We start from the raw sequence: 20,450 nt of genomic DNA on the forward strand, positions 1-20,450 counted from the left end.
ACGGCCCGGCACCCGGCGGAGCGGCCGGAACCGGCGGTCGTGATCTGCGGCATACCGGGGTGCTTCATGCCATGAAAAGTCGAGGCGCTAGCGTTGACCCCTACAGCCACCTGCTCGCTCGGGCGGCGTGGAGGGAGTAAGGGCCTTGAACTTCGTGGCGGCGATCGGATCCTCGTGGATCTGCGCCCTGGCTCTGTTCGCCGTGCTCGGCGACGCCCTCCTCCCCTTCATCCCCAGCGGGACGCTGGTCATCCTGGCCGTGCTCAAGACGGCACAGATCAACGGGGCTCCGCTGATGCTCGGCCTGGGCGTGGCGGTGGCCTCCTTCCTGGGTGATCTGCTGTTGCTCCACCTGGCACGGCGCGGCGCCCCGATGCTGCACCGCCGGCTCGCCCGGCGCCCCAAACTGGCGGCCAGCGTGGCCCGGGTCCAGGAAGCCCTGGTCGAACGCCCGCACGGCGCGGCCGCCGCCATGGTGGTGATCGCACGGTTCGTCCCGGCCGGCCGGACCGTCCTCGACGTGGCGATCGGCCACTCCCCCGCCCATCCGCACCGCTTCCTGCACTGGTCGGCGCTGGCCGCACTGATCTGGGCCGCCTACATCGTCACGCTGGGCTGGCTGAACAGCCACTGGTTCAACACCGCCTGGCTGAGCCTCGTGGTCTCCTGCGCGGCGGCCACCGCCATCAGCACCGCGATCGCGCGGATCGTGCGCCGCAACCGGCGGCTCGCCGCGCTCTGATCGGCCCACCCGGGGCGGCCGGCCCTCGCCGCCCCTGCCGGCCTCGGCCCCTGCCACCGACCCCCACCCTCGACCCCCACCCCCGGCCGCTGCCCTCGGCCGCCGACCTCAGCGGGGCGACCTCCGACCTGCGACCTCCGCGGGGCGCTGTCCGCGTTGGAACTACTGCCCTGGGGGCGCACTGCCCATCAAGGGGCAAAAATTTCCCCAAAAGGGCGATCAAACGGGCCGAACGCTGACGAACCGCCACCAACCCCGGACGGACCGGCGGTACCGTACTGCGCGGGCCGCGAGGAATGCGAAGCGTCACAGGACGGCAACAGATACCGGATCCCTGCAGCCCGGCCGGACGCACCCGACGTGTTGAGAGTCGTCGGAGCCCGGCGGCCTTGGAGGCCGTTGCGGCGACATGACATGCTAGCGGCGGAATAATCATCAATTGCCCGATTTGACCGGTGCGGCCACGGACCGCCCTCACCACCGGTATCGGTACCCAGGGGAGACCATGACCAGCATCTCGCGCAGGACGGTGCTCAGTGCGACCGCTGCGACCGCGGCCCTCGGCGCGGTCTCGGCGTGCTCCAGCGGCGGATCCGGGTCGGGTCAGGGCTCCGCCTCCCCCGGCTCCGGCGGCGCGAGTGGCGCCCAGGACGGCGGCGCCGGCGGTCAGGCCCAGCCGGTGGTGCCCAAGGGCACCCCGATCGGCGACGGCTCCAATGCGGACACCGGCCCGCAGCCCAACCAGCCCAAGCCCGAGAAGCTCAAGCCGGGCGAGCGGCCGCCGCAGTTCGTGGTCTTCTCCTGGGACGGTGCCGGCGGCACCGAGGACGGCCAGTTCCCCCGCTTCCTGAAGCTGGCGGAGCAGTACAAGGCCACGATGACCTTCTTCCTCTCCGGGATCTACGCCCTGCCCAAGGGCAAGGCCGACCTGTACCACCCGCCGAAGCACTCGGTCGGGGCCTCGGACATCCCGTACCTGTCGGACGGCGCGGTCAAGAGCACGCTCAAGCTCATCAGCCAGGCCTGGCTGGCCGGGCACGAGATCGGCACCCACTTCAACGGGCACTTCTGCTCCAGCCGCCCGGACAAGAACGGGGTCAACATGTGGACCCCGGAGGACTGGCAGAGCGAGATCGACCAGGCCATCGGCTTCGTCACCCAGTGGCGGACCAACACCGGCTTCACCGACGTCGATCCGCTCCCGTTCGACTACAAGAAGGAGCTCATCGGCGGCCGCACTCCGTGCCTGGAGGGGCAGAAGGCGCTGCTGCCGACCATCGCCAAGCTCGGCTGGAAGTACGACGCCAGCTCGTCGGGCGGCCTCCAGATATGGCCGCAGAAGGTGCAGGACGGCAAGGTCTGGGACTTCCCGCTGCAGTCCATACCGTTCCCCGGGCACACCTTCCAGGTCCTGTCGATGGACTACAACATCCTGGCCAACCAGTCCAAGGGCAGCACCAAGGGCGACCCGGCCAGCTACAACGACTGGCGCACCCAGGCCGCCGGCTCCTACCTGGCGGGCTTCGAGCGCGCGTACAACAGCAACCGCGCACCGTTCTTCATCGGCAACCACTTCGAGCAGTGGAACGGCGGCATCTACATGGACGCCGTCGAGCAGGCGCTCAAGTCGATCGCCGGCAAGCCGGACGTCCGGCTGGTCTCCTTCAAGCAGCTGGTCGAGTGGCTGGAGGTGCAGGACCAGTCCACCCTGCGCAAGCTGCGCTCGCTCAACGTCGGCCAGGCGCCGGCGGGCGGCTGGGAGACCTTCCTCGGCACGGCCGGCTGACGCACGGTCGGGGTGCGGCGGAGAGCAGCACCGCTGGGGGCGGCACCACCAGGAGGGTGGACCGCCGGGAACGGGGCCGCCGGGGGCGTGGCGGCCGGTGGGTGTCCTGACCCCGCCGGCCGCTGTCGCCCCGGTCCGCCCCGGTCCGGTCGAGCGGGTGGCTACCCCGCGGCGGGGGCGTCCGCGAGCAGGCTGCGGACGATCCGGTCGGCCCCGGCCTCGCCCCAGAGGATCGAGTAGTGGTTGGAGTCCGGCACCGGCGAGGCCGGAACCCGCTCCGGGTCCAGCCCGGCCAGCCCGATCCGTTGGTGGTCGTAGAGGCCCTGCGGCTCGTCGAGCAGTCCGCGTTCCGCCCAGAGCAGTTCGGCCGGGCAGGGCAGCCGGTGCACGGCGGAAGCCGCCTCCCGGTCGAGGAGCACCTGGGCGCCGTCGGCCTGCACGGCCTCCAGCACGCAGGAGGAGCGCAGTTCGGGCACCGCGCCGACGAGGTCGCGCTGGGTGTAGGCGTCGATCCCCTCCGACCACGCACCTCCGAAGGCCGGGTGCCGGCGCCAGAACTCCCGGTAGGCCTCCTGGTCCGGGAAGGTCATCGACAGCCGGGCCAGTGCGGGCCCGAGCACCGCGGCCAGGGCGTCCTCCTCGCGAACGCCCTCCGGCAGCGGGAAGGTCACCGCGCCGTCCACCAGCAGGACCCGGCGGACGAGTCCGGGGTGCCGCACGGCGGCCAGGGCTGCGACCCAGGCCCCCATCGAGTGGCCGACGACCACGGCGGGCCCCGTGTCGAGGGCGGTGATCAGTGCGGCCACGTCATCGGCGTGCCGGGCCAGTCCGTACGGTCCGGAGACCGAGCGGCTGGCGCCACGGCCCCGCAGGTCGGGCGCGACCAGGGTGACGCGTCCGGCCATCCTGCGGGCGACCTCGAACCAGGCGAGGCCGTTGGCGGTGATGCCGTGCACCGCCACGACCGTCGGCGCTCCCGGTTCGTCGGCGGGCCAGCGCAGGACGGTCAGGTCCCCGCCGGGCACGGGAACGGTCGACTCCTCGGGCTTCAGTGGTGACTGGCTCACGCGGGGGCACCTCCGGTGGGGCGGGCGGTCCGGACGTCGGCCGGCGTCCGGGCGGAGCGGGCGGATCTGGCGGCGCGGATGCGGGCGGGCAGACCGGCCAGGCCGCCGGGCAGCAGGTAGACCACGGCGACGAACAACGCGCCGAGCAGGAAGAGGGGCTGGGAGAGCGGCACCCGCAGCGCCGCGGGCAGGTCCGCGACGGCCGTGGAGTTGGCGAGGTCGCCGAGCCGGTGGCTCGCCCAGGTGTACAGGACACCGCCGAGCAGTGGGCCCCAGCGGGTGCCGGACCCGCCGAGGACGACCATGACCAGGAGGGCGAGCGTGGCGTCCGAGGAGGCGGCCTGCGGGGTGGCGCCGCCGGTCAGCAGCAGGTAGACCACCCCGCCCAGCCCGGCGAGCGCGCCGGCCAGCACGAAGGCGACCAACTTGTAGCCGTAGGGGCGCAGTCCGAGCACCTCGACCCGGCGCTCGTTCTCCCTGATGCCCTCCCAGACCCGCCCGATCGGCGAGTTGACGGCCCAGTGGACCGCGGCGACCGTCAGCACCAGGTAGCCGACGGCGATCCAGTAGAGGGTGGCGGTGTTCTCGATCCCGAGCAGGCCGGAGGGCAGCAGGTCGGCCGGGGCGGACCGGCCCTCCTCGCCGCCGGTGACGCCACCGGGGTTCCGCTGGACGAGGATGGAGCCGGCCTGGGCGAAGGCGAGGGTGACCATGGAGAAGCCGATGCCGGTGACGCGCAGGCTCACCGAGCCGAGCAGCAGGGCCAGCAGCACGGTGCAGGCGACGCCGAACACCGCGGCGGCGGCGAACGGCAGTTGCAGCTCCAGCATGCCGAGATCGGTGGCGTAGAGGCCGGTCGCGAAGTAGAGCGCGTGGCCGAAGGAGAGCAGTCCGGTACGGCCGAGCAGGAGGTCGTAGCCGGTGGCGAGGGCCCCGTAGAGCAGGCACAGGGCGAGGAGTTGGAGGCTTCCCGGGCTGCCGAGCGGGCCGTCGAGCAGTCCCGGGACGGGAAGCGCACTGTATGGGGCGACAAGGAGCGTGATCAGCAGGGCGATCGGCCACCAGCGTAGCGCTCTGTGCAGCACTGTCCAGCGATGAGTGAATGAATCACCTGTTCGAGTGATCATGGCGGACTCGCGTGTGTGTTCCCTGTGGGTCGTGGGAAGGCCGGTGTCAGTCCCCCCTGCCGGGGCGGCACTGCGGTGGACCGCGGGGCCACCGGTGCTCGTGATCGGAGTTTCGGCGGTCACGCGAGCCTCCCGGTGAGTCCACGGGGTCGGACCAGAAGCAGTACGGCGAGCAGGACGACGACCGAGAGGTCGCCGAGCCCGGCGCCGGTGTAGTAGTTGGCGAACTGCTGGACGAGGCCGACGCCCACCGAGGCGGCGGCGGCCCCGGTCACGGATCCCATGCCCCCCATGACCACGACGACGAAGGCGAAGATGAGCAGACCGGTCCCCTGGCCGGGATTGACCGAACCGAAGTAGAGACCGCCGAGGGCGCCGCCGAGCGCGGCGGCCGCCCCGCCGAGGGCGAAGACGAGGGTGAACGCCCTCCGGACGTCGATGCCGAGCGCCGTGACCATCGCCCGGTCCTCGACGCCGGCCCGGACGACCAGCCCGTAGCGGGTGCGGGCGAGGAACAACCGAAGAGCGAGCAACAGCAGCGCGGCGGCAGCCACCAGCACGAAGCGGTTGACCGGGACGGTCGCACCGAGCACGTGCCAGGTGCCGGACAGCAGGGCCGGCTGGGGGAAGGGGCGGGCGTCCGCGCCCCAGATCCCCATGAGCAGGGCGGGTACGGCGAGCCCGACCCCGACGGTGGCGAGGATCTGATCGCGCGGGCGGCTGTAGAGCGGCCGGATCAGGAAGAGCTCCAGCAGGACGGCGGCGGCCGTCCCGACCAGGGTGCCGAACGGCACCGCGAGCCAGAAGGAGAGACCGGCCTCGGCGCCCGCCCACCAGGTGGCGTACGCGCCGATGGAAAGCAGGGCGCCGTGCGCGAAGTTGAGCACGTCCATCAGACCGAAGATCAGCGACAGACCGGAGGCGACCAGGAAGTACAGCGCACCGAGACCGAGCCCGGTACAGGAAAGGAGGACGACGGTGTCCATCAGGGCTTCACCTCCGCGGTGACGGCCGGAGCGGCCGGGGAGGCCGCGGGCCGGGACCCGCCGGCGAGCGGGTGGCGGGAGCCGACGCCGAGCAGGCGGCGGGCGGCTTCCTCGTCCGCCAACAGTTCGGCGGTGTCCCCGCGGTGGGCGGTGCGGCCGTCGGCCAGGACGGCGCAGGTACCGGCCAGTCGGCGGACGAGGGCGAGGTTCTGCTCGACGAGGAGGACGGGCACGGCCTCGGCTGCACGCGCCAGGACCTCGGCCACCTCGGCGACGATCCTGGGCGCCAGGCCCTTGGTGGGCTCGTCGGCGATGATCAACCGGTTGCGGTTGAGCAGCGTCCGGCCGATCGCCACCATCTGCTGCTGGCCACCGGAGAGCGTCCCGGCCAACTGTCCGGCGCGGTGCTTCAGTTCGGGGAAGAGCTCGTGGACGAGCGGGTAGTTCGACTCGGCGACACTCTCCCCGCCCGGGGCCCCGCGCTCGGCGAGGCGGAGGTTCTCGGCGACCGTCAGACCGGCGAAGACCCCCCGGTCCTCGGGCGCGTACCCGATGCCATGGCGAACGACCAGATGTGTGGGAAGGGAGGAGAGTTCGGCACCGCCGAGGCGGATGCTGCCCGTACGCGGCACCAGGCCCATGACGGCCTTGACGGTGGTGGTCTTGCCCGCACCGTTGCGGCCGAGGAGCGCGGTGACCCCGGTGGGAGCCACGTCGAGGTCGACACCGTGCAGGATGTGCAGCCCTTCGACGACCACCCGCAGGTCACGGACGGAGAGGAGGGGTTCGGCACCCGACGCCAACGAGGAGGACGGCTGAGAAGAAGCGGACGACTGCGGCGAGGAGGGCGGAGAGGAGGTCACAACGCCTCGCCCAGGTAGGCCTGTTGCACGGTCGGATCGGCCATCACGGCCTCGGGGGTGTCCAGGGCGAGCAGGGTGCCGTGGTGCATCACCGCGAGCCGGTCGGCCAGACCGAGCAGGACGTCCATGTGGTGCTCGACCATCAGGACGGTCCGGCCCAGGTCGCGGTGCACGGAACGGATCAGCTCGGTGAGGGCCGGTACCTCCTCCGCGCTCACGCCGGCCATCGGCTCGTCCAGCAGGATCAGCCGCGGGTCGGAGACCAGGAGGACGGCCAGCTCCAGCTTGCGCTTCTCCCCGTGCGAGAGCGCGCCGGCCAGGGTGTCGGCGCGATCGGTGAGCTCGGTGCGGTGCAGGGTGTCGGCCAGCTGCTCCTCGTAGCGGTCGGCCCGGCGCCAGAGCCGGTACGAGGCGCGCGGGCCGGCGGCCGCCTGCGCGGCCAACCGGACATGGTCGGCGACCGTCATGCCCGGCCAGAGGGAGGAGGTCTGGAAGGTGCGGCCGAGCCCCCGGCGAGCCCGCGCGTGCACGCTCTCGGCCGTGACGTCCGCGCCGTCGAGCCGGAGCCTGCCGCGGGTGGCCGGGTGGATGCCGGAGATCAGGTTGAAGAGGGAGGTCTTGCCGGCGCCGTTGGGCCCGATGAAGGCGATGAACTCGCCTTCGCCGACCGAGAAGGAGACGTCCTCGACGATGGGCACCCCGCGGACGGACCAACCGAGCCCGTCCAGTCCCAGCACCGGGGAGGAGGAGCACACGGCCGACGCGGCAGGAGCGGTGGCGGTACGGGCGGGCATCGGGATCAGCCCGCCATCGGGGCGACCGGCGGCGCCACCTCGTCCGCGGTCAGCACCTTCTCCACCGAGGGCTTGGCAGCGGACCCGGTGCCGGTCAGCCGGACCTGGAACATCGGCTGGAGGAGGGCGTGGTCCTCGGCGCGGACCGTGGTCCTGCCCTTCACCCCGTCGAAGCTCCAACCCTCCAGCGCCTTGACCAGGGCCGACGTGTCGTCGGCGGAGCCGTGGGCGGCCTCGACGGCGTGCACGATCATCTGGGCCGCGGTGAAGCCGTCAGGGGTGAAGATGTCGGTCTTCCCACCGGCAGCGGTGACGGCCTCGTCCATGGCCTTCTCGACCGGGGTGCCCGCGGCACCACCGAAGTAGTGGTTCAGGAAGGAGATCTTCTCGCCGGCCGGTCCGAACAGCGGGTAGGAGGCCGCCAGGTCGAGGCCGGTGACGACCTTGGTGTCGGTGAACACGTCCTGCTGGTTGAGCGCCGTCCACAGGGCCGAGGCGGTGTCACCGGCCCAGGCGACGAACAGCAGGTCGGGTTTGGCGGTCCTGGCCTGGGTGGCGAAGGGCGTGAGGTCGGTGGCGCTCGGCGGGGCGAGCACCTGGTCGACCGTCGCCCCCTCGGCGCCGAGCACCGCCTTGACGGCGGCCACGTTGGCCTGCCCGAAGGCGTTGTCCTGGGCGAGCACGGTGACCTTCTTGCCCTTGGCATCGCCCACGAACGAGGCCGCGGTCCTGATGTCCTGGTAGGACTGGCGGCCGGAACGGAAGGTGTACGTGTTCAGACCGGTGACCTTGTCGGCGGCGGCCGGGCCGCTGATGAAGAGCACCTTGTTCTGGGCGGCGATCGGGCCGACCTGGAGGGCCACGCCGGAGGCGGTGGAGCCGGCCAGCACCTTGTAGCCCTTGCCGATCAGGTCCTTGGCGGCGGACACCGCCTTGGCCGGGTCGCCCGCGTCGTCCTGCTCCTCGAACTCGATCTTGTGCCCGTCGACCGCTCCGGTGCCCTTGGTCGCATAGCTCAGGCCGGCCTTGAATCCCTCCAGGTACTGCTTGCCGTAGGCCGCCAACGGTCCGGTCCTGGAGTACACCAGGCCCACCCTGACCGGACCCTTGCCACCGCCGTCCGCCGCGCCCGTCCCGGCGGTACCGGCCTTGGCGCAGCCCGCGGCGAGCAGGACGCACGCCGCGAGGACGGCGAGCTTCCGGGCCGGTCCGCCGGTCAGGGAATCGCCCGGGCCGACGCCGGAGGCGGTCCCGGTGGGGGCTGTCGAACTGCGCATGGTGACCGACTCCTGAGGTGCGGCGGGGTGGATGCCGGAACCGTAGGTGTGCGGTGGGAGCGGCGACATGTGGCCGGGCGATGCATCGGCCCGGCGGGATGTGGCCCTGGTCGACATACCGCCGGTCCGGCAACGCCCCCGGGGCGCGCGGGTGTGGCCCGCCGACACGGGTCCGCACCCACCCATGGCGGTGGCCGCCATCGCTGCGCCGGCCCGTGGGCGGTGACGGTGGAGAGCGGCGCCTGCGAGCCGGGACGGCCCCGGCAAAGGAGCGGGCCGGGCCCGCGCCCGCTCTCCCCTCCCCCCTTCCATCCACTCCCTCACGAGGTGATCCCTTGGACAAGGTCCTGGACTCTCCCGCCGACGCGGTCGGGGACATCCCCGACGGCGCCGTGCTGGCCGTCGGCGGCTTCGGCCTCTGCGGCATCCCGAGCACCCTGATCGGTGCGCTGGTGGACGCCGGCCCGACCGGGCTGCGCGTGGTCTCGAACAACTGCGGGGTGGACGACTGGGGGCTGGGCCGGCTGCTGCGGGCGGGCCGGATCGCCCGGATGACCTCGTCGTACGTCGGGGAGAACAAGGAGTTCGCCCGGCAGTACCTCTCCGGCGAGCTGGAGGTGGAGCTGACCCCGCAGGGCACGCTGGCCGAACGGCTCCGGGCGGGCGGCGCCGGCATCCCGGCGTTCTTCACCCCGGCCGGGGTCGGCACCCAGGTCGAGGAGGGCGGGCTGCCGTGGCGCTACGCGGCGGACGGTTCGGTGGCCGTGGCCTCGCCGCCCAAGGAGGTCCGGGAGTTCGGCGGCCGCCGGTACCTGCTGGAGGAGGCGATCACGGCGTCCTTCGCGCTGGTCCGCGCCGAGGTGGCGGACCGGCACGGCAACTGCGTGTTCCACGCGGCCGCCCGCAACTTCAACCCGCTCTGCGCGGCGGCGGGCCGGATCACCCTGGTCGAGGCGGACCGGATCGTCGAGCCGGGCGAGCTGCCGCCGGACGCCGTGCACCTGCCCGGGGTGTACGTCGACCGGGTGGTGGCCGCCGACCCCGAGGACCGCCGCATCGAGCGCCGGACCGTCCGCCCCGCACTCCAGGAGGTCTGAGCCGATGTCCGCCCCGAGCAGCACCATGCCCGTCCCCGGCACCGGCGCCGTCCCCGCCTCCAGTACCGGCCGCGGGGACGGCGCCGCGACGACCGCTGCCGCCACCGCCACCGCTGCCGCCACCGCCACCGCTGCCACCGGCCTCGACCGGCGCAACGCCCTGGCCGCCCGCGCCGCACGGGAGTTGGGCGACGGGCAGTACGTGAACCTGGGCATCGGCCTGCCCACCCTGATCCCCGACCACCTCCCGCGGGGCGTCGAGGTGGTGCTGCACTCCGAGAACGGGATCCTCGGCGTCGGCCCGTACCCGGAGCAGGGCGCGGAGCACGCCGACCTGATCAACGCCGGGAAGGAGACCGTGACGGTCGCCCCCGGGGCCTCGTACTTCGACTCCGCCCTCTCCTTCGGCATGATCCGGGCGGGCCGGATCGACGTCTCGGTGCTCGGTGCGATGCAGGTGTCGGCCGCCGGTGACCTCGCGAACTGGATGATCCCCGGCAAGACGGTCAAGGGCATGGGCGGTGCGATGGACTTGGTGCACGGGGCCCGTCGGCTGATCGTCGTGATGGAGCACACCGCCAGGGACGGCTCGCCGAAGATCGTCGACGAGCTGTCGCTCCCCGCGACGGGTCGAGGAGTCGTGGACCGGATCGTCACCGATCTCGCGGTGATCGACGTGACCCCGGAGGGGCTGCGCGTGGTGGAGACGGCGCCGGGCGTCGGGTTCGAGGAGGTCCGGGCGGCGACCGGAGCCGCCCTGCTGCCGCCCGGATGACCCCGTCGCCCGCTCCGACGCGCCACGGGGCTCGCCCTCGGAAGGAATTCGTATCCATATCACCTCCGGCCGCGCGATCGGCCCGGAACCACTGGGTCTTCATGCCTGGGTGGTGATCATTTCTCGGAACGGTTGCAATCACCGTGACGCTCCGGGAGAGTTGACCACCTAGCGGATCTGAGCGCCCGGAGGGGAAGCCGGGAGTTTCGCCGGGTCCCGCATTCGAAGTCACCGTGCAGGCGCACAACTGAACCAGTCGCACACTTCATGTGCCGAACAGCCCGGTGAACTGCCTGGAAAGGCCGCAGTTCACCGGGCCGTGTTCTGTCTGGACGACGACTCCACGACGAGGCCGAGCAGTACCGCAAGGTGAACTCCGGGGGGAGCAGCTATGACCACGCCGTTCTCGCGACGAAAGGGCATCGGAACGGCCCGGGGGCGAGGCACCGGGCAGCTCGACGGAGCCGCCCTGAGCGAGTTACCCATACCCGAAGCCCCGTACGACTACGGCCACTTCAGCCGCCTCGCCGGCCCGGCACACGATCCGGACGACGACGGCGACCTCGGCGGCGGGATCTACTGCCCCGAGCCGGCCCACCCTGCCCCCGCCCCCGGCCACATCCCCGGCGCCGGCCCCGGCCGCACCCCCGACGCCAGCCCCAACCCCGGCCCCGCGACAACCCCCCTGGGCGGCCCGGCGGCCCCGCCCCCGGCAGGCGCTTCGCAGCCCGGGCCCTCCGCCGACCCGTACCGCGCGCCGTACCGCGTCCGCTACCGGAGCCTGTTGCGCCGCGAGCCGCACCGGATCCGGGCCGCCCTGCTGCTGGCGGCCGCCCCCGTCGTGGAGGCGGTGCTGCTGATCTGGCTCCTGCTGCCGGAGCACTGGCCGGAGCGGCTGGACGAGACGAACGTCCTGGTGCTGCTCGGCGACAAGGTGATGATCGGGATCATCGCCGTGGTCGAGGTGTTCCGGCTGGTCAACGTGGTCTCCAACGCCCACGCCACCCTCGTCGCCCGCGATCCGATCCCCGTGACCCCGGAACGGGGCACCCGGGTCGCCTTCCTCACCGCCTGCGTGCCGGGCAAGGAGCCGCCCGAGATGGTCCGGGCCACGCTGGCCGCCGCCCGCGCCGTGCGGCACGACGGCCCCTACGACGTCTGGCTGTTGGATGAGGGAAACGATTCTGCAATGCGGGAGCTCTGCGCCGAGCTGGGCGTCCGCCACTTCACCCGGGCAGGCCGGCCGCACTGGAACCGCCCCGAGGGCCGGTTCCGCGCCAGGAGCAAGCACGGCAACTACAACGCCTGGCTCCAGGCGCACGGCGACGACTACGACTTCTGGGTGGCCGTCGACACCGACCACGTTCCGCTGCCGGACTTCTGCGAGCGCATGCTCGGCTACTTCCGCGACCCCGACGTGGCATTCGTGGTCGGCCCCCAGGTGTACGGGAACTACCGCAGCTCGGGCTCCGCCGTCACCAAATTCTCCGAGAGCCAGCAGTACCTCTTCCACGCCCTCATCCAGCGCGCCGGAAACCGTTACGGCGCGCCCATGTTCGTCGGAACCAACAACGCCGTCAGAATCCGCGCACTCCAGTCGATCGGCGGGTTGTACGACTCCATCACCGAGGACATGGCGACCGGTCTGGAGTTCCACCGGAGCCGTAACCCGAAGACCGGAGAGCGCTGGAAGTCCGTGTACACCCCGGACGTGCTCGCCGTCGGCGAAGGCCCCTCCTCCTGGACCGACTTCTTCTCCCAGCAGCTCCGCTGGAGCCGGGGCACCTACGAGACCCTGCTCACCCAGTACTGGCGGGTGCTCTGGCAGCTCTCACCGGGCCGGCTGCTCAACTACTCGCTGATGGTGCTCTTCTACCCGATGGCCGCGCTCACCTGGCTGCTCGGCGGCCTGTCCAGCGTGCTCTACCTGGGCTTCGGCGCCTCGGGCGTCCACGTCTCCTCCGAGATCTGGATGATGCTCTACAGCGACGCCGCCGCCCTCCAACTCCTGCTCTACACCTGGAACCGCAAGCACAACGTGAGCCCGCACGAGCCGGCCGGCTCGTCCGGGGTCGCCGGAATGGTGATGTCGGCGCTCTGCGGACCGATCTACGCGGCCTCGCTGCTGCAGGCGCTGGTACGCCGCCGCAGCCGTTTCGAGGTGACGCCGAAGGGCCGCTCGGCCAGCACCGACCGCCTCGGCACCTTCCGCTTCCACCTGTTCTGGACACTGGTGTTCGGCGGCGCGATCACCGCCTCGTACTTCACCGGCTACGACCACGTCGCGATGCGCACCTGGGCCTGGATCGCCCTGGCGCTGACCCTGCTGCCACTCCTGATCCTGGCCGGGGACACCGTACGCCGCCGCCGCACCCGGCCCACCGCCACCCTCACCGTCACGGGCGGCCCGGCCGCAGACCCGAAGGTCCTGCTGGAGAAGCGCCGCCCGCGCCACGCCCGCGACCCGCGGGGCCCGCAGCCCGCCCAGCCCGCTCAGCACCCGCAGCCCGCGCAGCACGCTCAGCACTTGCCGCGCCCGCACCCGCACCCGCACCCGCACCCGCACCCGCAGCAGCCGGCGCACCCCGCGCACCCCGCACCGTTCGTCCGGACCCCGCAGCACGAGAGCGGCACCCCCATCCACTGAGGGAGTAGCAACCACCGTGAGGATCCACAAGACCGGCCGCACCAAGCGCTTCGCCCTCGGCAGCACCGTCGCACTGACCGTGGCGGGGATGAACGCGCCGGCCGTCCTCGGCTTCGCGACCCAGCAGTACCACCACTACGTGATCAACCGCCCCGAGTACAAGGCGCAGTACGGCCACTGGCAGACCCTGACGCTGCCCGCCGAGTTCCGGGTCAACGCCGTCCACGCCACCCTGCTGCGCACCGGCAAGGTGCTGATCGTGGCCGGTTCCGGCAACGACGAGAAGCAGTTCAACGCGGGCACCTTCAAGAGCCTGCTCTGGGACCCGGCCCGGAACACCTACAAGCTGGTGCCCACCCCGGCCGACATGTTCTGCGGCGGGCACACCTCGCTGCCGGACGGCCGGGTCCTGGTCGCCGGCGGCACCCAGCGGTACGAGAAGCTGGCGGGCGCGGTGAAGAAGGCGGCCGGCGTCATGCGGGTGCGCAACGAGAGCCCCGAGCGCGCCCGGACCCTCCCGAAGGGCACCGTCTTCGTCGCCCCGAACGGCCGCGAGTACGCCAGCACCGTCCCGGTGACCGTCCCGGCCGCGACCAAGAGCGGCTCCGGCAAGCAGACCGTGATCACCGCCGGCGAGCAGCACGTGTTCGTCGAGGCGGTCGGCACCGGCCCCGACTACGTCGCCAGCTCGCCCGCCCAGTACCGGATCAAGGACCTGAGCGGCGCCGACGCCCGCAACCTCTACGGCCAGAGCGACAAGCTGACCCTGGACAAACAGGAGTACCAGGGCATCCGCTCCGCCTTCGAGTTCAACCCGGACACCGAACTGTACGAGCCGGTCACCGACATGGCCTACGCCCGCTGGTACCCGACGCTGACCGGGCTGGGCGACGGCCGGGTGGTCACCGTCTCCGGGCTGGACGACGCCGGCCGGATCCTCAACGGCAACGACAACGAGATCTACGACCCGAAGGACAAGACCTGGGCCAAGGCGCCCGACCACTACTTCCCGACCTACCCGGCGATCTTCCTGACCGCCTCCGGCAGGCTCTTCTACTCCGGCTCGAACGGGGGCTACGGCCCCGCCGACAAGGGCCGCGAGCCGGGCGTCTGGGACCTGTCGAACAACACCTTCCAGCCCGTCCCCGGCCTGCGCGACCCGGGCCTGACCGAGACCTCCTCCTCGGTGCTGCTGCCGCCCGCGCAGTCGCAGAGGGTGATGGTCCTCGGCGGCGGTGGCGTCGGCGAGTCGCCGCTGTCCACGGCGCGCACCGACATCGCCGACCTCTCCGCCGCCAAGCCCTCCTTCACCCCCGGCCCGGACCTGCCGGCCGGCGGCACCCGCTACCTCAACAGCGTGATCCTCCCGGACGACACCGTCTTCACCACCGGCGGCTCCAGCGGCTACCGCGGCCGGGGCGACAGCGACCTGCTCAAGGCGCAGGTGTACCACCCGGATTCCAACAGCTTCACCACCGCCGCCGAGCCGACCGTCGGCCGCAACTACCACTCGGAGGCGCTGCTGCTGCCCGACGGCCGGGTCGCCGTGCTCGGCTCCAACCCGCTCTTCGCCGACAAGGCCGAGACCCAGCCCGGCGGCTTCGAGCAGCGCATCGAGATCTACACCCCGCCCTACCTGTACCGCGGCGACCGCCCGCAGGTGGGCGCCGCGCCGCAGGCGGCGAAGCTCGGCGGCACCGTCAGCGTCGGCACCTCCCGGCCGGAGGCCGTCGCCACCGCCAAGCTGATCCGGCCGAGTTCGGTCACCCACGTGACGGACGTCGAACAGCGCTCGGTGGCCCTCGACATCACCGGGCGGACGGCGGACGGCATCTCGCTCGCCCTCCCCGGCAACCCCAACCTGCTGCCCCCGGGCTGGTACATGCTGTTCCTGACGGACGCCGCCGGCACCCCGTCGGTCGCCCGCTGGATCCAGGTCACCGGCTGAGCTGAGCTGAGCGGACCGGCCCGGGAAGGCAGCCGGACCGGACGGACAGGCAGCCCAACCGGGCGGACGCACGGTCCCGGGGCACGGGCGCAGCCCGCTGCCTCAGCGCGCCGCCTGCGCCAGCCCGAGCGCGTACGGCAGCCAGAACTCGCCCGCCCGGGGCTCGCCGCGTCCGCAGTCCCCGTCGGACTCGCCCGGGTTCTTGATCCACAGGTAGGCGTCCACCCCCGGCCGACCGGTCTCGGCGGTCGGCCGCTCACCCAGGGCACGCCCGGGCGGGTTGCACCAGGAGTCGCCGCCCAGCGCACCGTTGCCGCTGCGACTGGTGTCGATGACGAAGTGCTTCCCGCCCAGCGCGGCGGATAGCCGGGCGCCGTACGCCGCGTTCCGTTCGGTGTCGTAGAAGTTGGCGACGTTCACGGCGAAACCGTCCGCGGCGGCGATGCCCGCCTTGCGCAGCGCACCGGCCAGCTCGTCCGGATCCTGCGCCCAGCCGGGGTTGCCCGCGTCCAGATAGACCCGGACGTTCGGACGCTTCTTCAACTCCTGGACGGCGAAGGCCAGCAGGCCGTACCGCTCGGCGGCCAGGTCGCCCTTGATGCCGCAGGTGTCCAGGGTGTGCGCGACGGCGTCCGGCTCCAGCACCACCCAGGCCTTGCGGTCGCCGAGGGCCCGGGCCACGTCGGCGATCCAGGCCCGGTAGGCGGCGGCGTCCGCGGCGCCGCCGGCCGAGTACTGGCCGCAGTCGCGGTGCGGGATGTCGTACGCGACGAAGACCGCCGTCCGGTCCGCCTCGGCGGCCCGCCGGCTCACCTGCTCGGCGATCTCCTTCGCCCCCTGCTCACCGAGCCACTGCGACGAGGGCTGGGAGGCGATCTTCAGCAGCGTGTCCGCCTCCGCCGTCCGGCCCTGGCCGCGCAGCGCCGTCACCTGCAGGGCCGCGTTGGTCCGGTCCGAGACGAAGAAGGTCTGCCCGGGCAGCTGGGCGAGACCACCGGACCCGGCGGCCGTGCCCGCGACGGTGGCTCCGGAGGCGGCTGCGCCGCCCGAGGAGGCGGACCCGCCGCCTGCGCCGCCGCCCGAACCGCTGCAACCGGACACGGCCACCAGCACCCCGGCCAGCGCCGCCCCCACGACCCACCGGGAGGCCCTCACCCACCGAAACGTCCTCGCCCGCCCCAGCCCGTGCACGTACCGCCCCTCCCAGGACCGGTCCGGCGACCGATCGGCACCAGCTAAGCACACCCGGTACCGACCGACGGCCGCCAGCCGTGAACGCCAAGTGGCCGTGGGCGAACGGGAGATCGAACCCGTCCGACCACGGCCACCGGACCCCGGGATCCGCCCCCGACGAACCCCGGGCCGAGGCTCAGGCCTGCTTCAGGTCGGGCACCTGCCAGTCGATCGGCTCGCCGCCGAAACCGTCCAGCGCGGCATTGATCTGCGAGAACGGACGGCTGCCGAAGAACAGCTTGGCGGACAGCGGCGACGGGTGCGCGCCCTGCACCACCACGTGCTTCTCGGTGTCGATCAGCGGCAGCTTCTTCTTCGCGTAGTTGCCCCACAGCACGAAGACCACCGGCTCCTCGCGCTCGCTCACCGCCTTGATCACCGCGTCGGTGAACTTCTCCCAGCCCTTGGCCTTGTGCGAGTTCGCCTCGTGCGCACGGACCGTGAGCACCGCGTTGAGCAGCAGCACGCCCTGCTCGGCCCAGTGCATCAGGTAGCCGTTGTCCGGAGCCGGGATGCCCAGGTCGGCGTCCAGCTCCTTGAAGATGTTGCGCAGCGAAGGCGGCGTCTTGGTGCCGGGCAGCACCGAGAAGCTCATGCCGTGGGCCTGGCCGTTGTCGTGGTACGGATCCTGGCCGAGCACCAGTACCCGGACCTTGTCGTACGGAGTGGCCTCCAGCGCGGCGAACTCCTGGCCGCTCGGCGGGAACACCTCGTGCTCCGCGCGCTGAGCCGCCACGAAGGCCGCCAGCTCGGCGAAGTACGGCTTCTCCGTCTCGGCGCCCAGCACCCCGCGCCAGGACTCGGGCAGCTCCAGCCCGCCGCCCTCGCCGGCCTCGACCACGCCCGCCTCGACCGTGTCCGTCACGACATCTACCTCCCACACCGCGGCTGCTGCGCCGCACGCCCTCTTTCACCCCGAACGCTACACAGGCCCACCGACAACTCACTCCACAGGAGCGGGCGCGGAGCCGGCGGCCGGGGCCGGAGCAGCCACGGAGGCAGGATCCGAGGCCGAGGCCGAGGCCGCCGCCGAGGCCCCGGCGGCGGAGCGCGCGGCGCGCTCCACCCGGAGGTGCTCCAGCACGTTGAGCGTCACCAGCAGCACCGCCAGTGTCGACAGCACCACCAGCGCCGGCAGCCGCACCATGGCGGGCAGCAGCGCCAGCGCCACCACGGCCGCGGCGATCCGGGTCGACGCGACCTGGCGGAACATCATCCACCGCGTGTACCCGAAGGTCAGCAGGTACAGCCCGCAGCCGCCGTACAACAACGTCACCGACCCCGGGCCGAGCGCCTGCCACGGGTCCGCGACCGTCTCCCCGAAGCCGACCGCCACCCCGATCACCCCGGCGACCAGCGCCAGGTGCCCGTACTGGAAGATCCGCCGGACCACGTCCCGGCGCGAGTCGGCGATCACCACGGCATGCCGCATCGCATCGGCCGCGTACACGAAGTACTGCCACCACAGGCCCGCCGAGATCGTGAACGCGACCGCCACCGCGGCGAGTTCGGCCACGTCCAACCGGGCGGAGGCCGCCGTGCCACCGATCCCGACGATCGATTCGCCGAGCGCCACCAGCAGGAACAGCGCGAACCGCTCCGGCATGTGCTCGGGGTGGTAGGCGACCTTGGCGAGCCGACGGCGGAACACCAGCGGCGCGGCCAGGTCACAGAGCGCGGCCACCGTCCACAGCACCAACCGCGGCCCGTCCGGCAGCAGCCCGCCCGTCACCAGCAGCGGCCCGCTGACCAGCACGCCCACGCCGTACGGGCCGCGCCAGACGCCCGGGACGCGGACCAGCAGGAGCAGCAGCACCAGCCGGGCCAGCCAGTACGCGGCGCCGAGCAGCACGCCCCGCCCGCCGTACGCGCCCGGGATCGCGAGCGCCATGAACAGGCCCGCCAGGCCGACCAGCAGGATGCCGAGGCGGTCCCGCAGGTTGTCCACGTCCCGGATGTTGGCCTGCACGGTGGTGCCCACCCAGCACCAGTACACCGGCACGAAGACCACCAGCGCCCGGACCAGGCCGGCCGCGTCGTGGTGGTGGTGCAGCAGGCCGGAGACCTGCGTGATCGCGAAGACGAAGACCAGGTCGAAGTAGAGCTCCGCCCAGGTGACCCGCTTCTCCTCCGGGCCCGCCTGCTCGGGCTCCCGCGGTTCCGTCCCCGGCAGCTCGGGCTCCGGTGACTCCCCCGTCGTGCTCATGCGCGCCTTGCCTCCCCGCATGCCGAACCGTACGAAGCGGGCCCCGCCCCGGCGAACGGCCGGAACGGGGCCCACGACAGCACCGCAGAGGCTAGACCAGCTCGACCAGGTCCGCGATCGACTTGACCACGCGGGTCGGCCGGTACGGGAAGCGCTCCACGTCGGCGGCGGAGGTCAGGCCGGTGAGCACCAGGATCGTCTCCATGCCCGCCTCCATGCCCGCGACGATGTCGGTGTCCATCCGGTCGCCGATCATCACGGCGCTCTCGGAGTGGGCGCCGGCGGTGTTCAGCGCCTCGCGCATCATCAGCGGGTTGGGCTTGCCGACGAAGTACGGCTCGACGCCGGTCGCCTTGGTGATCAGCGCCGCGACCGATCCGGTGGCCGGCAGCACGCCCTCGGGCGAGGGGCCGGTCTCGTCCGGGTTGGTGCAGATGAACCGGGCGCCCTGGTTGATCAGGCGGATCGCCTTGGTGAGCGCCTCGAAGGAGTAGGTGCGGGTCTCGCCGAGGACCACGTAGTCGGGGTTGTTGTCGGTCAGCACGTAGCCGGCCTGGTACAGCGCGGTGGTGAGCCCGGCCTCGCCGATCACGTAGGCGGTGCCGTTCGGGCGCTGGCTCTTGAGGAACTTCGCGGTGGCCAGGGCGGAGGTCCAGATGCACTCCTCCGGGACCTCCAGGCCCATCCCGGCCAGGCGGGCGCTGAGGTCGCGCGGGGTGTAGATCGAGTTGTTGGTGAGGACCAGGAAGGGCTTGCCGGACTCCCGCAGCCGGCGCAGGAACTCCTCCGCCCCGGGGATCGGCGTGCCCTCGTGGATGAGGACCCCGTCCATGTCGGTCAGCCAGGACTCGATGGGCTTGCGCTCTGCCACGTAGGTGTCTCCTCGGTCTTGCAACGGTTCTGGTCGATCTCGTAACACCGCTCCGGACCGGACACCCTCGGCCGGCCGGGCGCCACTGGCTGCCCTGACACCGCCCAGCGTAGCCGTCCGTCAGCGCGCCCTGAAGAGCCGACCTGCCCGGCCGTCCGCACCACCGCCGAGGCCGCCCCGGCGGGCGGAACCGGTCACCGTGGAGCCCGCCCGACACTGCACACCCACACGGGAAACGGTGCCACCTCCGGCTCGGGGGCCCGCCCGCACCGGTCGTGCACATCCTCAAGGTCCGCCCCGTCCTCAAGATCCGACAGGTCCTCAAGGTCCGACCAGGCGACGACGCCCGGCCCCCGGTCGCTCAGGAAGCCCTCGATCACGGCGCCGAGGTCGCCGGACGGCACGTAGGCACCGCCGAACGGCAACTGGTCCGCGGCCACCGATCCGGTCGAGCACCGGAGCTGCCCTGCCTGCTCGTCGTGCCACACGTAGAACGTCGCCACCCCGGCGAAGCCCATCCCGCGGATGCGGCGCCGGATGCCTTCGGCGGTCCGCTCGAAGGCGGCGACCACCTCCGGCACCGACAGGGCCCGCCTGTCCTCGTCCTCCGCACCCAGCCACCAGGTGTTGGTCTCCCACTCCACCCGCCGGTCGGTCGGCTCCAGCACCAGCGGCTCATCCGCCACCTCGGCGATCCAGGTCAACAGCACCCCGGAAGTATCCCGGCGGACCTCGGGCACCGGGAAACGGCCGACCCGGGAGAGCCGGCGCCGCCTACGGACCGGACGGTGGGCGCGGAGCGGCACTGCGGCGCACCGGCACGCCCTTCCGCCGCGGTCGGGAGGGTGCGCCGGTGTGCCGCGCCGACACCCAGGGCCCGGCCCGAGACCGAGACCGGGACCCGGACCGAGACCGGGACCCGGCCGTCGGCCTAGCTGTTCTGGCCCGTGAGGTTGGGAACGCGGCTGGCGGGTGGTTTGCCTGCGAGTGCGGTGTGTCCGCGGTGGTGATTGTAGGTGTGGAGCCAGTCG

At 72.4% G+C, this 20,450-nt stretch carries 17 protein-coding genes and 1 pseudogene; 6 read left to right on the top strand and 12 right to left on the bottom strand.

Going from position 1 to position 20,450, the window contains the following annotated elements; all coding sequences use genetic code 11:
* Positions 1-154 precede the first annotated feature (154 nt).
* Together ACIRST_RS31585 and ACIRST_RS31590 are read left to right on the top strand one after the other, a co-directional pair.
* Positions 155-742: a VTT domain-containing protein gene (locus ACIRST_RS31585; RefSeq protein ID WP_350521922.1), complete on the top strand. Its 588-nt coding sequence runs from the start codon at positions 155-157 to the stop codon at positions 740-742.
* A 505-nt stretch (positions 743-1,247) separates the two neighbouring features.
* Positions 1,248-2,528 carry a hypothetical protein gene (locus ACIRST_RS31590; protein WP_350521879.1) on the top strand — a complete coding sequence of 427 codons (1,281 nt, stop codon included), beginning with the start codon at positions 1,248-1,250 and terminating at the stop codon, positions 2,526-2,528.
* Between the two features lie 161 nt (positions 2,529-2,689).
* Here ACIRST_RS31590 and ACIRST_RS31595 read toward each other — a convergent pair whose 3' ends face one another.
* The 6 genes from ACIRST_RS31595 to ACIRST_RS31620 all read right to left on the bottom strand — a co-directional run bounded on the left by ACIRST_RS31595 (position 2,690) and on the right by ACIRST_RS31620 (position 8,642).
* Positions 2,690-3,595 carry an alpha/beta hydrolase gene (locus ACIRST_RS31595; RefSeq protein WP_350521878.1) on the bottom strand — a complete coding sequence of 302 codons (906 nt, stop codon included), beginning with the start codon at positions 3,593-3,595 and terminating at the stop codon, positions 2,690-2,692.
* Positions 3,592-4,722 (bottom strand): branched-chain amino acid ABC transporter permease, encoded by a 1,131-nt coding sequence (locus ACIRST_RS31600; protein ID WP_402806372.1) that lies wholly within the window; start codon positions 4,720-4,722, stop codon positions 3,592-3,594. Before ACIRST_RS31600 ends, ACIRST_RS31595 begins: the two co-directional genes overlap by 4 nt.
* Before the next feature lie 119 nt (positions 4,723-4,841).
* The gene (locus ACIRST_RS31605) at positions 4,842-5,708 is read right to left on the bottom strand and encodes a branched-chain amino acid ABC transporter permease (protein WP_350521876.1); all 867 of its coding nucleotides are present in this window, start codon (positions 5,706-5,708) and stop codon (positions 4,842-4,844) included.
* The gene (locus ACIRST_RS31610; protein ID WP_402806403.1) at positions 5,708-6,511 is read right to left on the bottom strand and encodes an ABC transporter ATP-binding protein; all 804 of its coding nucleotides are present in this window, start codon (positions 6,509-6,511) and stop codon (positions 5,708-5,710) included. Before ACIRST_RS31610 ends, ACIRST_RS31605 begins: the two co-directional genes overlap by 1 nt.
* Before the next feature lie 56 nt (positions 6,512-6,567).
* Complete coding sequence (locus tag ACIRST_RS31615; RefSeq protein ID WP_402806376.1) at positions 6,568-7,365, bottom strand: ABC transporter ATP-binding protein; 798 nt, start codon at positions 7,363-7,365, stop codon at positions 6,568-6,570.
* 5 nt (positions 7,366-7,370) lie between these two features.
* Entirely contained in the window at positions 7,371-8,642 is a 1,272-nt protein-coding gene (locus ACIRST_RS31620) for a substrate-binding domain-containing protein (RefSeq protein ID WP_402806379.1), read from the bottom strand.
* Between the two features lie 335 nt (positions 8,643-8,977).
* Between ACIRST_RS31620 and ACIRST_RS31625 the strand changes: the two genes are divergently transcribed.
* The 4 genes from ACIRST_RS31625 to ACIRST_RS31640 all read left to right on the top strand — a co-directional run bounded on the left by ACIRST_RS31625 (position 8,978) and on the right by ACIRST_RS31640 (position 15,109).
* A complete protein-coding gene (locus ACIRST_RS31625) occupies positions 8,978-9,739 on the top strand; it encodes a CoA transferase subunit A (RefSeq protein ID WP_402806382.1) in 762 nt (253 codons plus the stop codon).
* Positions 9,740-9,743: 4 nt separating this feature from the next.
* Complete coding sequence (locus ACIRST_RS31630) at positions 9,744-10,514, top strand: 3-oxoacid CoA-transferase subunit B (RefSeq protein WP_402806384.1); 771 nt, start codon at positions 9,744-9,746, stop codon at positions 10,512-10,514.
* Positions 10,515-10,905: 391 nt separating this feature from the next.
* Entirely contained in the window at positions 10,906-13,161 is a 2,256-nt protein-coding gene (locus ACIRST_RS31635; RefSeq protein ID WP_402806386.1) for a glycosyltransferase family 2 protein, read from the top strand.
* Positions 13,162-13,177: 16 nt separating this feature from the next.
* On the top strand, positions 13,178-15,109 hold the full coding sequence (locus ACIRST_RS31640) for a galactose oxidase-like domain-containing protein (protein ID WP_402806388.1): 1,932 nt from the start codon (positions 13,178-13,180) through the stop codon (positions 15,107-15,109).
* A 102-nt stretch (positions 15,110-15,211) separates the two neighbouring features.
* On the opposite strand, the gene ACIRST_RS31645 is transcribed toward ACIRST_RS31640, so the two are convergent.
* The 6 genes and pseudogenes from ACIRST_RS31645 to ACIRST_RS31670 form a co-directional block, all read right to left on the bottom strand.
* Positions 15,212-16,264, bottom strand: coding sequence for a glycoside hydrolase family 6 protein (locus tag ACIRST_RS31645; RefSeq protein ID WP_402806390.1), 1,053 nt, complete (start codon positions 16,262-16,264; stop codon positions 15,212-15,214).
* A 214-nt stretch (positions 16,265-16,478) separates the two neighbouring features.
* Positions 16,479-17,207, bottom strand: coding sequence for a uracil-DNA glycosylase (locus tag ACIRST_RS31650; RefSeq protein WP_350521869.1), 729 nt, complete (start codon positions 17,205-17,207; stop codon positions 16,479-16,481).
* A gap of 78 nt (positions 17,208-17,285) precedes the next feature.
* On the bottom strand, positions 17,286-18,548 hold the full coding sequence (locus ACIRST_RS31655; RefSeq protein ID WP_402806392.1) for a low temperature requirement protein A: 1,263 nt from the start codon (positions 18,546-18,548) through the stop codon (positions 17,286-17,288).
* Positions 18,549-18,639: 91 nt separating this feature from the next.
* A complete protein-coding gene (locus ACIRST_RS31660; protein ID WP_350521867.1) occupies positions 18,640-19,419 on the bottom strand; it encodes an HAD-IIA family hydrolase in 780 nt (259 codons plus the stop codon).
* A gap of 194 nt (positions 19,420-19,613) precedes the next feature.
* Positions 19,614-20,159 (bottom strand): hypothetical protein, encoded by a 546-nt coding sequence (locus ACIRST_RS31665; protein ID WP_402806395.1) that lies wholly within the window; start codon positions 20,157-20,159, stop codon positions 19,614-19,616.
* A gap of 191 nt (positions 20,160-20,350) precedes the next feature.
* Positions 20,351-20,450 (bottom strand): annotated as a pseudogene (locus tag ACIRST_RS31670) (IS481 family transposase); the annotation flags it as partial.

The sequence above is a fragment of the Kitasatospora sp. NPDC101447 genome (assembly GCF_044767225.1).
Lineage (GTDB): Bacteria > Actinomycetota > Actinomycetes > Streptomycetales > Streptomycetaceae > Kitasatospora.

Coding starts and splice junctions, on each gene's coding strand:
- ACIRST_RS31620 (WP_402806379.1), bottom strand. CDS start 8,642: ATGCGCAGTTCGACAGCCCCCACCGGGACCGCCTCCGGCGTCGGCCCG.
- ACIRST_RS31630 (WP_402806384.1), top strand. CDS start 9,744: ATGTCCGCCCCGAGCAGCACCATGCCCGTCCCCGGCACCGGCGCCGTC.
- ACIRST_RS31635 (WP_402806386.1), top strand. CDS start 10,906: ATGACCACGCCGTTCTCGCGACGAAAGGGCATCGGAACGGCCCGGGGG.
- ACIRST_RS31655 (WP_402806392.1), bottom strand. CDS start 18,548: ATGAGCACGACGGGGGAGTCACCGGAGCCCGAGCTGCCGGGGACGGAA.
- ACIRST_RS31590 (WP_350521879.1), top strand. CDS start 1,248: ATGACCAGCATCTCGCGCAGGACGGTGCTCAGTGCGACCGCTGCGACC.
- ACIRST_RS31615 (WP_402806376.1), bottom strand. CDS start 7,365: ATGCCCGCCCGTACCGCCACCGCTCCTGCCGCGTCGGCCGTGTGCTCC.
- ACIRST_RS31600 (WP_402806372.1), bottom strand. CDS start 4,722: ATGATCACTCGAACAGGTGATTCATTCACTCATCGCTGGACAGTGCTG.
- ACIRST_RS31605 (WP_350521876.1), bottom strand. CDS start 5,708: ATGGACACCGTCGTCCTCCTTTCCTGTACCGGGCTCGGTCTCGGTGCG.